The sequence below is a fragment of the Streptomyces sp. MUM 2J genome (assembly GCF_022414535.1).
Taxonomy (GTDB): Bacteria; Actinomycetota; Actinomycetes; order Streptomycetales; family Streptomycetaceae; genus Streptomyces.
Genome location: NZ_JADWYM010000075.1, coordinates 1 through 12,393, shown reverse-complemented (window position 1 = coordinate 12,393; position 12,393 = coordinate 1). Strand labels below are relative to the sequence as shown.

Annotated in this window: 6 protein-coding genes and 1 pseudogene; 3 read left to right on the top strand and 4 right to left on the bottom strand. The window is 70.3% G+C overall.

The window, feature by feature from the left end; all coding sequences use genetic code 11:
* Positions 1 to 37: 37 nt before the first annotated feature.
* Complete coding sequence (locus I3F54_RS31205) at positions 38 to 934, bottom strand: transposase (RefSeq protein ID WP_240122291.1); 897 nt, start codon at positions 932 to 934, stop codon at positions 38 to 40.
* Positions 935 to 1,129: 195 nt separating this feature from the next.
* Positions 1,130 to 1,618, bottom strand: coding sequence for a DDE-type integrase/transposase/recombinase (locus tag I3F54_RS32670; RefSeq protein ID WP_374205996.1), 489 nt, complete (start codon positions 1,616 to 1,618; stop codon positions 1,130 to 1,132).
* Between the two features lie 42 nt (positions 1,619 to 1,660).
* Between I3F54_RS32670 and I3F54_RS32260 the strand changes: the two genes are divergently transcribed.
* Both I3F54_RS32260 and I3F54_RS31190 read left to right on the top strand, forming a co-directional pair.
* Positions 1,661 to 4,675, top strand: a complete 3,015-nt coding sequence (locus I3F54_RS32260; RefSeq protein ID WP_308374159.1) for an AAA family ATPase — start codon at positions 1,661 to 1,663, stop codon at positions 4,673 to 4,675.
* 1,073 nt (positions 4,676 to 5,748) lie between these two features.
* Positions 5,749 to 8,661 carry an AAA family ATPase gene (locus I3F54_RS31190; RefSeq protein ID WP_240122290.1) on the top strand — a complete coding sequence of 971 codons (2,913 nt, stop codon included), beginning with the start codon at positions 5,749 to 5,751 and terminating at the stop codon, positions 8,659 to 8,661.
* 370 nt (positions 8,662 to 9,031) lie between these two features.
* Here the strand turns inward: I3F54_RS31190 and I3F54_RS31185 are convergent, their stop codons facing one another.
* Positions 9,032 to 11,521 carry a discoidin domain-containing protein gene (locus I3F54_RS31185; RefSeq protein ID WP_240122289.1) on the bottom strand — a complete coding sequence of 830 codons (2,490 nt, stop codon included), beginning with the start codon at positions 11,519 to 11,521 and terminating at the stop codon, positions 9,032 to 9,034.
* 354 nt (positions 11,522 to 11,875) lie between these two features.
* Here I3F54_RS31185 and I3F54_RS31180 point away from each other — a divergent pair.
* Positions 11,876 to 12,058: pseudogene (locus tag I3F54_RS31180) on the top strand (ISL3 family transposase); the annotation flags it as partial.
* A gap of 98 nt (positions 12,059 to 12,156) precedes the next feature.
* On the opposite strand, the gene I3F54_RS31175 reads toward I3F54_RS31180, so the two are convergent.
* Positions 12,157 to 12,360, bottom strand: coding sequence for a helix-turn-helix transcriptional regulator (locus I3F54_RS31175; protein WP_308374156.1), 204 nt, complete (start codon positions 12,358 to 12,360; stop codon positions 12,157 to 12,159).
* Positions 12,361 to 12,393: the final 33 nt, after the last annotated feature.

The window sequence follows — 12,393 nt, the reverse complement described above, 5'->3', positions numbered from 1 at the left end:
GACTACTACAAGTCGCACCCCGGCCACGCGATCGACCTCATCCAACCCGACAGGTGAGAACGCAGGCACCCCGGGGGTGGAGGTGGCCGCAGGCTCGGCGAGTCACGCAGCGTGTGCGTAAGCGCTGGTTGGTGGGATTGCGGAAGCCGTGGGCTGCGCGGCCGACAAGCTTGATCACGCGGTTGATCCCTTCGCTCTTGGCGTTGCTGTGGCCGGTGGCGCTGAAGGCTGCGATCTCGGTCCACCAGCGGCCCACGGTGGTGGCGAGTTGGCGGACCTCGGGGATCTCGGAGTCGGCGCACCAGGTGAGGAACGTGAACCGCAGGTGGCCGATGCGGTGGTGACCGGCGCCGGTGCGGGCGAGCAGGTCCCGCAGCTTCTCCTTGGCGATCCACGCGGTCAGCAGCATCATCCCAATCGTCCCGGCGTCGATCAGTGCGTTCCACATTGCGCCGAACTGGGCGTCGGTGAGGTCCTCGCGGTGACGCAGAAGCCGATGCCGGGCCTTCCACTCCGATTCGCAGGCCCGTCCCCGCTGGCCCCGCAGAGTGGCAGTGGTCCGCCTGCGGACGATGCTGAGCGTCTTGTTGGCGAGCTGGACCACATGGAAGTGGTCGACCACGACCTGGGCGTGGGGCAGGCCGGTGCGGATCGCGGCCCGATAGCCCGGGGGACATGTCGATCGCGGCGTAGCGGATCTGCCGGCGCCACTGAAGTGGTGTCGTGGCCAGCCAGGCCAGCACGTCCGAGGGGCGCGGCTCTCGATCTGTCCGAGCAGGCCCTGGACGCCGAAGGCGTCCACGAAGTCGGTGTGCCAGCGGTCTGCCACCGGCTCCCACCTGCCGGTTTCCTGGTTCTGGCGCCACTGGATGCGGCCCCGGCGGGTCTCGTCGACCCCGAGGACCTCGACCGGTTCGAGGGCCGCATCTGTCACAGCTTGCCCGGCGGTGCGGAATGCCTCCATCACCGTGGGCCAGGACAGGACCAGGTCCCGGGCCGCCTGACGACCGTGGAGGCGGCGTCGCACACCCGCCGCCCGGCCGCACTGCGCAGCCGCTCGGCGCGCCTCGCCCGGGCCGGGACCTGGCCGGCGGCCCGCATCAGGCCCGTCACAGGAGTGACCGACAGATCAACAGCCAGGACACCCGAAGGGTGGGTCGTGACACGGGTCAGGCCGCTCCTGCGACGGTGACCCCATCCTCACAGCCGTAACTGTCCGCGACGGACCCGACCGGTGCGGAGGCGCCGACCTCGGCCCATCGCACTGTGTAGCGAAGGGACACGTGTTGCGACCGGCGGTCGCTGTGGTGAGCGAGGTCGGCGCGTCCTTCTTGATCTTCTGCCGCCACAGGGCCATCTCCAGCGTGTTCAGTGGCAGGTCGGTGCGCATGTGGGTGGCAGTCTGCCGGCCCACGTTCCGGCGCGAGTACATGTCCGGGACGAACGCGTTGTAGACCCAGCCGGACCAGGTGCGGATGTAGGTCAGGTCCGCCGGCCGGAGCTGGTTGGGGCGTTCGGCGGTGAACCGCCGGTTGACCAGGTTCGGCGGGCGCGGTGCGGCCGCCTCGGAGACGGTGGTGCGGCGCTGTCCGCGGATGGCGCCCTCTCTGCCGAGCAACCCAGGGCTTCAAGGACTCCACGAAGATCGGTGCGGCTCACCATGTCCTTCTCCCGGACCCGCCACCGGGCCGCACACCATGTTGTTCAGCTTCCCACAGGTGCAAGCGGTAGCGTGGAATTTGGTGATATTTGCCTGTTCTGGTGGTGGGCGATGGTAGGTCCGATGGGTGGGCGCTCGGGGTTCGCATTCGTGGGGCGCGGGGATCAGTTGCGGGCGCTGGTCCGGGCTCTGGCCGTGGGGCCTGCAGTGGTGTTGGTGGAGGGTGAGGCGGGGGCGGGGAAGTCCCGGCTGGTAGAGGAGGCACGGGCCCAGGTGGAGGGCAGCGGTGTGCCGGTGCTGCAGGGATGGTGTCATCCCTTGCGTGAGCCGCTGCCGTTCGGGCCGGTGATCGATGCGTTGCGGGACGGGCGCTCTTGGTTGGCACCAGAGGCGCATGTGGGGCCCGAGGCCGCGGCATTGCTGCCGTACCTGCCGGAGATCGCCGACCGGCTCACACCGCCCCGTCCGGACGGTCCGGGTTGGTCGGACGACGTCCGGAGTGCTGATCACGGGGGGTTGGATCCGGCGTCGGTGCGACGGGGTGTGGTGGAGGTGCTGGAGAGGGCCGGGGATGTGGTGCTGGTGGTGGAGGACGTGCACTGGGTGGATGAGGCGACGCGTGAACTGTTGTTGCTGCTTGCGCGGACGCCGCCGCCGGGGCTTCGGCTGGTGCTGACGTATCGGGGACAGGAACTGCCGGGCGAGGGGAACGTGCTGGGGGTGGCGTATCAGCGGCCGGTGGGGGTGAACGGCGCAGAGATCGTGCTGCCGCCGTTGGACGAGGCGCAGGTACGGGAGCTGGCGACGTCGGTCATCGGGAGCGCGGCGGCGGGAGTGCTGGGCGGGCAGTTGTTCGAGCGAAGTGGCGGGTTGCCGTTGGCTGCGGAGGAGGATCTTCTGGTGCTGGCCGGTCGCCTCGAGCGCGCCACTGCCGATGCCCGTGACGACGGCGCCGGTACGGCGCTGGCGCTGCTGAGGGAATCGGGCGTGCCACGGGCCTTGCGCGAGGCGGTGGGCAGCCGGGTGGCGGAGCTGGGCTCGGCGGGGGTGGCGGTCGTCCAGGCAGCGGCGGTGCTGGAGGTGCCGGCGGCGGAGGAGCTGCTGGCAGTGCTGGCCGGCCTGGGAGAGGAAGAAGCCGAGGCGGGGCTGACAGCAGCGTTGGAGGCGAGTGTGTTGCGGGAGTCGTCGCCGGCACGGTACGGGTTCCGGCACGCGCTGGCCTGCCGGGCCGCGTACGAAACGATCATGGCGCCGCGGCGCAGGCGGTTGCACCGGCGGGCCGTTGAAACCCTGCAGAAGCAGGAGCCTGCGCCGCTCGTTCAGATCGCCCACCACACCCGCCTGCTCGGTGATGCGGAGGCGTGGATCCCACGTGCCCTGGCGGCCGCGGATCAGGCCGAAGCCGTCGGTGACGATGGTGTCGCCGCCGACCTGTTGCGGCAGCTCCTGGACGAGCCTGCGCTTCCCCCCGAGGAGCGTACCCGCGCCGCTCTCACGCTCAGCCACATCGCGCTGAGCCGCATCGAGTATGCCGCCAGCGTCGCTGCCGTGCGGCGGATCATCACTGACCCCGCCCTTCCCGCACCGACCCGGGGAGAGATCCGTCTCAACCTCGCATGGATCACATCGAACCAGGGCGAGGAGGGAGGGGCCCTGGAGGTGGAACGAGCGGCCGGCGAGCTGGGGAGCCGGCCCGATCTGGCGGCCACCGCGATGGCCAGCCTCGGCCTGGGCGTCCTGGCCTTCGGCACACCGGTCGCACAGGATCTGGCTTGGATGGACCGGGCGGTGAGCACAGTCGCCGGCAGTGAGGACGAGGTCGCCCGGACGAACGTCCTCGGCAGCAGGATCTCCCTGCTCGAGCACATCGGTGATCCCCTTGCCAGGGACTTGATCATGCAGCTGCCATACGACAGCAGCGATCAGGAGGTTCTGCGTCAGTGTGCCGTCGGCCTGCACAACGCCGCGGACGGATCATTCTGGCTGGGGCATGACAGGCGAGCGGGTGTCCTGCTGGACCAAGCGGAGGAACTGGCCCGCGCCACCGGCCACCAGTATCTGGAGGCGTCGTGCGCATCCATCCGGTTGCAGCTTGACTTCGCGGACGGGCGCTGGGCTGGTTTGGACGAGCGCATCGCCGCCCTCGCTCCCGAGGCCACGGAGCGCAGCACACTCCAGGTCGAGCCGCTGATGGCGCGAAGCCTGATGGATGTGGCGCGTGGACAGTGGCCCCGCGCCAGGGAAGGCCTGACCGCCATCGTGGGGCACACGAGCCGGCGCGGTCCGATCCAGTGGCTTTTGACAGCGACCGCCGCCTTGGGTCGGATCGGCCTCGCCGGGGGTGACCCGCAGGCCGCGTGGGACAGGGTGCAGCCGGCGCTGGTGGTCCTACGCCGCAAAGGTGTGTGGGTGTGGACGACGGACCTGGTCCCCACCTCCGTCCAAGCCGCTCTCGGATGCGGCCTGCGCGAGGAAGCCGAGAGGCTGACGGATCAGGCCGAGCGGGGAATCGAGGGACGCGATGCGCCCGGAGCCGCGGCTGAGGTGCTCTGGTGCCGCGCCCTGCTCGCCGCCGACACCGATCCCGGACGCGCCGTCGACCTCCTCGAACGAGCAAGTGGGCAGTTCCGGGCCATCGGACGCGTCCACCGAGCCGCCCGCATCACGGAACAAGCCGGCCGCCTGCTGATGGACACCAGCCCCAGCCGGGCCGCCCGCCACCTTCAGCAAGCCCTGGACGCCTACACCAGCCTCGGCGCCACCTCGGATCAGTCCCACTGCGAACAGGTTCTGCGCGACGCAGGCGGGCAACGCTCGGCACATCGCGACCGCCACAGCTACGGCCAACAACTCTCCCCCCGAGAGCGCCAGGTCGCCCAGCTCCTCGCTTCCGGCGCCACCAACCGGGATATCGCCACCGCTCTGGCACTCTCCGTTCGTACTGCGGAGCACCACGTCGCCAGAATCCTGAAAAAACTCCATACGACCCGCAACCGCGTGAAGGACGCACTGTGACGGCATCACGCGTGGAACGTGCAGAAGAGCCTCTCCACGGTGGTGCCTCGTCCCCACCAAGAACGGTCCGGCAGCGCCGTCGGGCACCGCGCGGCCGCCCTCGCCCCGGCGTCAAGCGCAGCGACGACACGCGCGGCCCTACCGTGCTTTCCGGGCGCTGGATCGTGGAACGGTTCTCTGCCCACCCGACGCGAAGCCGCCGTCTCATGTGCGGCTTCGAACGCTCCACCACCGGCGTGGAGGGGATGGTCCACCGGGCGACGACGACGCCCGTCACCCGGCACCTGACCAGGCCAGGGCCTTCGTGAGCGTGAACCGGCCCAGCGCCGGCCCGGCCAGCCACCCGCGCTGTCAGCCGCTTCGCCTTCGAGCACAGGGCCTCCGCCTCCCCGGGCACCGTGTCCCGGCCGAGGCCGCCACGGCAGCGAAGCCTGCCGCGACGGCCCCGGTCCGCGAGGATCTCCACGATGCGCCGACAGCCCACCGACTGCGCCGACCGGGCCAGGCCCGCACGCCCCATCGGCACCACCGATTTCCGATCCGCCGCCGAAGGCCCAGGCGGCGCCGGCACTCCACCGCGATCCGGCGGCTCCTCCGCGGCACCCGGGCCGGCACCCCCTCGTGCCACCTCCGCTTTGGCCACGCCCCACTCGGCCTGTCTACGGTCGGCCTCCTGCCGCAGGTCGCCCACACGACGCCAAGCGATCAGATCACGCGGCTCCAGCAGCCCACGACCGACGGTCTCCCCGGCCCCACAGGAGCGACGACTCGACACGCCACCACTGCCCAGGGCCACCGGACCCCGTGCTTGAGCAGTAAAGCGCGACCCTCAGGCCCAAAAAGGCAACAGCCGCTCAAGGACGCGCACGCGGCCAGGACGTCGCAGACGAATGCCTTGAGCAACGTCTACGCGAACCTGCCGGCAGCAGCGCGATCTCGCCCGATCACCGCATTGCCGACCTGACCGCAGGCCCGACTCAATGCCAGACTGAGAGGACACCTCCCCGGGGCGGCCGCCCCTGCCTGCGGTCTGCCGCCGGGCGAAGGACGGCGCAAACGTACGAGGCGGTGAGATGCCTGTGACCGGCCGACGAGGCGTGTTCGATCCGGGCGCGAGCGGTGGGCCTGCCTTCGTGGGGCGCCGAGAGGAACTCCGGCTGATAACGGACTCGCTGCGGACGGGGCCCGCTGTGGTCTTCGTCGAAGGCGGGGCAGGCAGCGGCAAATCCAGGCTGGTCGTGGAGGCCCTGGCCGGGATCGCCCGGGAAGGCATGCCGGTACTGCGGGGATGGTGTCACCCCTTGCGTGAACCGCCCCCCTTCGGGCCGGTCATCGACGCACTGCGCAAGGCGGCCCCCCACCTCAGCGCCGACGCAGAGCTGAGCCCGGTCTCGGCGGTACTGGCCCCGTACCTCCATGAACTTGCCGAGCGACTGCCGGAACGCCGGAACGACACCGGCCCGCGGGAGTCGACAGCAGTAGAGCGACAGCACCTGGTGCGGGCGGTCCACGAGCTTCTGGGGGCGCTGGCCGCAGTCGTGCTGGTGGTGGAAGACGTGCACTGGGCGGATGAGGCGACGCGTGAGCTGTTGCTGCTGCTGGCACGCAATCCTCCCCAGGGCCTACGGCTGATCGTCACCTACCGGCAGCAGGGCCCGCAAGGCGCAAACGTGCTCGGCGCCCCCTACCGCCGCCCGGTGGGGGTCAAAGGTGCCGACATCACCCTCACCCCCCTCACCGAGGAACAGGTGCACGACCTCGCGGTGTCAGCGATCGGGCCGACTCTGGCAGACGTACTGGCGCGGCAGCTGTTCGAACGCAGCGGCGGCCTCCCACTCGCGGCGGAAGCGGACCTGGCGGCGCTGGCGGGTCGCCTTGATGCCGAGACACCGCACGCCGGGCACCCGGGCCAGGCGCACGGCCGCGACCGGCACGGGCTGCAGGGAGCAGCGGTGCCGCGCGCCCTGCAGGAGACAGTGAACATCTGGATCACCACCCTGGATACGGCGGCGACTGCCGTGGCACAAGCAGCGGCGGTGCTCGACACACCGGCCACGGACGAGCAGCTGGCGGCACTCACCCGGCTCGACGACGACGAGTTGGAGAAGGGACTGGCAGCGGCTCTGGAGACCGGGGTGCTGCACGAGACGTCACCAGGGCGCTACGGATTCCCGCACGTCTTGGCCCGTCAGGCCGTCTACGACAAGATCCTCGGCCCGCAGCGTCGGCGGCTGCACCGTCGCGCGGCACAGGCTCTTGACCGCCAGGAGCCGCCTCCGTTGGCGCAGATCGCCCACCACACCCGCCAGCTCGGCGACCCCGGCCTCTGGATCCCGCGTGCCGTCTCCGCGGCCGACCGCGCCATCGAGCTCGGTGACGACGACGACGCCGGCGACCTCCTGCTGCAGCTCCTGGACGAGCCCGCGCTGCCCCTCGACCGACGTGCCGTCGCCGCCCTCGCTCTCAGCCGCATTGCCACCCGCCGTGCCGCCCCGTCGGCAAGCATAAAGATGCTGAGGAGATTCGTCGCAGACCCGGCGATGCCGGCCCCCATCCGCAGCGAGATCCGCCTCAACCTCGGACGAGCCCGCTGGAACCAGGGCCACGAGGGAGCGGCGACGGACGTGCAAAGAGCTGCCGACGAATTGAAGGACAACCCTGGGCTGACCGCAATCGCACTGACCACACTCGGCGCGGGCACAAGACTCGACACGACCCTGGCACAGGACCTGGCCATCATGGAACGGGCTGCTGCTGCGTCATCCGCAAGCACCGACAAGGTCGCCGCGGCGAGCGTGCTGGCCGGCAGAATCACCCTTCGGGACAGCATCGGAGATCCACTGGCCCGGGACCTGATCGATCAACTGCCGGTTCAGAGTCAGGACCGCGACATTCGGCGGGAATGTGCCCGCGCACTGTACAACGCCGCGGACGGGGCCCTCTGGCGCGCCGACGACGAGCGTTCCCGAGCCCTCCTGAGCGAAGCCGAGCGGACCGCGCGGAAGGCCGGCTATCAGTGGGTGGAAGCAGCCTGCGATGCCAGCCGGCTGGAGCTGGACTACGCGGACGGGCACTGGGACGACCTCGACGCACGGATCGAAGCTCTCACCCTCGAGGCCGACGAACACAGCGCCCTGCACGCGGAAGCACTACTCATACGCACTCTGCTGGACCTGGCACGCGGCCAGTGGCCCCGGGCGAGAAAACAACTGAGCGGCCTCCTGAGACTTCTGCACAGCACCAACACACCCCAACCTCTCCTGGCCGGCATCGCCGCCGCAGGCCGGCTCGACCTGGCCGCAGGAGACCTGGACACCGCCTGGAACACCGTCAGGGAGAGCCTGGACGCCGTACGGCACAAAGGCGTGTGGACATGGGCAACAGACCTGCTTCCCACCGCCGTTCAGGCCGCCCTCGGCTGCGGCCTCCGCAAGGAGGCACAGCAGCTCACCAACGACGCACAGACCGGAATCAAAGGCTACTACGCCCCCGGAGCAGCGGCCGAAGTACTGTGGTGCCAAGGCCTGCTGAGTGCCGAGAACAACCCGGGAAGCGCCATGGAACACCTGGACCACGCGAGCACCCGGTTCCAGGTCATAGGCCGCACCTATCAGGCCGCCCGCATCACCGAACAGGCTGGGCTCCTGACCCTCGACGCCTTCCCCGACACCCCCGGAAGAGCCGCCCGCAAACTCCAGGAGGCCCTGGACACCTTCACCGGCCTCGGAGCAACCGCCGACGCCGCACGCTGCCAGCAGACCCTGCGCGACACCGGCCAGCAACGACCCGAACCCCGCGGCCGCCGCAGCTACGGACGAGAGCTGTCCCCCCGCGAACGCCACGTTGCCGAACTCCTGACCACCGGCGCAACCAACCAGGACATCGCCAAAGCACTCTCCCTCTCCCCCCGCACCGCCGAACGCCACGTCGCCAACGTCCTGAAGAAACTCCACACCACCCGCAACCACATGATCAGCGATCACTGAGCGACTCTTCGGGGATCTTGAAGGTGTGTCAACTTGACGGTGATCTCGGTTGTTGAGTGGTGAGTTGTTGACCGAAGATGTGGTCGGCCGCGGGCCTGGAGGCACCGAAGCGTGGGGCGAGTCGGCACAGCGTCAAGCTGGGTGCGCGGCGAGAGGCAGTACCCGGTCCCCGAGCAGCAGGCACCACCGCCGGCCCTGCGGACCGCGTCTGCGCCCTCACCTCCGCAGCATCGTCACCGACTTGCCGAAGGAGCGCGTGGTCAGTCCGGTGAACAGGGCTGTCCAGGACGGCTGCGACGCGTTCCATCCCTGAAGCGGCGTCCGCCCCCGGCCGACCTACCTGCCAGGGCCGGACGCCTCGGTCGTGCTGTCAGGAGATGGTGATGAACCGGGCGATGCTCGGCACCCCGTGGGCGTCCAGGGCGAAGAGCATGTAGGTGCCTGGCAGGACCACGCCCTTGTCGGCCGGGATGGAGACCGTGTACGTGCCGGCCGTGAGGGGTGTGGATTCCAGTGGGACCCGCCGCTGGTCGTTGTCCGTGGAGTGGGTCGCGGCGGCGGCGCGCATCAGGACGAAGGAGGCCACCGGTCCCGCGGTGTCGACGGTGAGCGAGGTACCGGCGGCCGCGCGGGGTGGCACTTGGCCGGTGATGACGGGACGCGGCTTTGGCGAGCCGTCAGCGTCGAGCAGGTACGGAGGGGTGAACACGGCGCCGTCGGCGTGGTTGGTGGCGCAGTCGCCGCACAGCCCGCCGCCGCCGGAGAAGATCCGTCCGTCGGGGAGCAGGTTCGCCACGCTGTGGTAGTTGCGCGGGACGGCCATGGTGGCGAGCGGGGTGAACCTCCCGGTCGCCGGGTCCCACAGTTCGGGGGTCAGCACGGAGGTGGCGTCGCTGAACGGCACGGGGTACGCCTGCCCGCCGAACACGGCGACCTTGCCGTCGGGCAGGACGACGCTGTTGCCGAAGGCGCGGGCGTGGCCCATGTCGCCGGTGCGCGCGGCCGTGACCCGGTTGCCGTCGATGCTCACGGTGTACGCACGCCGGGTGGCGGGCGTCTTCTCGTATGCGGGTGAGCCGCCCAGGGTGAGCAGCTTGCCTATGTCGTATGCGACGGCGTTGCCGGTCATGGCGTCCTGGCTGTCGGCGCGGGTGCCGGCGGAGGTGATGCTCCCCCTCCCGCCGGTCGTGATCCAGTTCATCTGCTTGCTCGGGCCCAGCTGGAGTACCTTGCCGCCCGAGACGGCATGCAGCCACATGTGGTTGTCGGCGCGGTAGGCTCCGGCCGGGTCGGCCGTCAGCGCCGGGGTGGCGGGGACGCCGGGAAGCTTGCGCCAGGTGCGGGTGTCCGGGGACCAGACCTCGCCGGCCTTGTCGCCCGTGGATCCGCTCCAGGATCCGCCGAGGACGAAGGCCTCGCCGGTGGAGAGCAGGGTCATGGCCTGGTAGCCGCGGGCGATGTTCATGCTGGCGGTCGCGGACCAGGCATCGGCGGCCGGGTCGTAGATACTTGCCTTCTCCGCGTTGCTGCCGCCGGTGACCAGGACCCGGCCGTCGGCGAGCATCGCTATGCCCGGGCAGAACATGTCGTGGCCGGTGTTGTCGATGCGGCGCTGGGTGACCTTGCCCGTCTTGAGGTCCAGGATCGCGGTCTGAGTGTATCCGTTGCTGCCGCCGAAGCGGTCGGCCGCGTACGCCGACCAGGCCAGGAGTTTGTCGCCCGGCAGGACGGCGGTGGCCACCGGCACGAGGGGGAAGCCGGTGATCCGGCCCCAGGAGCCGTGGGCGGCCGGGTCGGCCGGCCCGCTCAGGCGTATCTCGGCGGCCGAGGCCCACGGCCCGCGGTTGCCGGCCTCGCCGGTCACGGTCAGGCGTACGTAGCGGGCGCTCTCGGTGCGGGTGAAGACGGCGGTCTTGACGGTGTCGTCGTCGCGCCAGGTGCCCGTGGAGACCGGCGCACCGAAGGTGGTGCCGTCGGTGCTGGTGGTGATGGTGTACGCGCCTGCGCGCCCGTTGGGGCCGTCGTTGCGGGGCTGGTAGACCAGGGCGGAGACAGGTGTTGTGCGGTGCATGTCGACGGTGATGCTGTGCGGTGGAGGGGCCGGGGTTCCCGACCACTTGCTGTGCCAGATGGTGTCGGCGCTGCCGTCGAGGACGTTGGCCGCGCGGCCGTCCTCCCCGATCGTCTCCTCGTCGCTCGCCGTGGCCGTCCACCCGGTCCGGGGCAGATCGACGGTGGCGGCCGGGGTTCCGGGGTCGCCGAGCAGGTTGAGCTCCGCGGCGGAGGTCCACGGGCCGCGGTTGCCTGCCTCGGTGACCGCGGTGAGCCGGACGAACCGGGCGCCCTGCGGGGAGAATCCGACACTCTTGGCGTCGGCGTCGTCCGCGAGGGTGCCGGTGGCGACCGGACTGCCCCAGTTCTTACCGTCGGTACTCACGCTGATGCTGTACTCACCGACACGCCCGTTGGCCCCGTCGGTGCGGGGCTGGTAGATGAGCGCCGAGACCACCGCCGTGCTGTGCATGTCGACGGTGATGGTGTGCGGCAGCGGAGTGGGGGTGCCGGTCCACCTGCTGTGCCAGATGGTGGCCGTGCTGCCGTCGAGGACGTTGGCCGCGCGGCCGTCCTCCCCGATCGTCTCCTCGTCGCTCGCCGTGGCCGTCCATCCGGTCCGGTCGAGGACGGGCGCCGTCGGCTCCACGGCGTTCGCCGGGGCCACGCCGTGGTGCGGCGACAACTTCGCCGTCTGCCGATCGAACGGCACGGGCGCCTGCCGGGACGCCGGGCCATGACCGCCCGGCACCGTGTCCGCCGCACCGAGCCAGGGAGTGACCCCGACGAGCAGCGCGCCGAGGGCCAAGGCGATGAGCAGGTGGGAACGGTGTAATACTCGGGCAAGAGCACGGACGCGTCTGGGCTGCAACCGGACCTCCTGGGTGAGCCGTGGAGCGGGCCCCTAGAACCTAAGTCAGCGCACATCAACTCGACTGTCGAACAAAAGAGTTGGCGTGAACTGAGTCGCCGCACACGGAGTTCCCTCCTGGGTGGGCCCTGGCGGCTGCACGACTCGCGGCCTTCGAGTGGGGTCGCCCACCACCGGCACGTGCGCTTCCCCTGCTGAGTCATGGGGCCAGGGCCACCTCACCTCGACGAGTCTGCAGCGCAGAAGACACCGTGACCGCAGGAAAGTTGCCATCCATCACGCGGCTGTGAGCGCTCAGCCGATCTGCTCCATCTGCACGCCTTCACCAGAGGCCTGAACCGAGACCGCGACGCCATGGACGCCGCACTCGCACTTCCGTACAGCAATGGCCCCACCAAAGGCGTCAACGCCAAGACCAACCGAATCGCACGCCAGATGCACAACGCAGCAGGCTTCGCCCCCCTCCACCACCGCAGGCGGTGCGGCGTAGGGCGGCGGCGATGTCGGTGCGGATCGGCTGCCCGCCACCGACGGCGGAAACCCGGCCGCGGGCAGCGGCCTGTGGTTTGGGTTCAGTTGGGTCTGAGTTGTTCGCGGGTGGTGTCGAGTTTGCTCAGGACCCGGGCGACGTGGTGTTCGGTGGTGCGGACGGACAGGGCGAGGGCCGCGGCGATGTCCTTGTTGGTGGCGCCGGTGGCGAGGAGGTCGGCGACCTGTCGTTCGCGGGGGGACAGGTCGGTGCTGAAGTTGCCCCGGTGTGATGGACAACCTTCCACTTTGGGATACTGGGTCCCGCAAGGAGGAGTTCA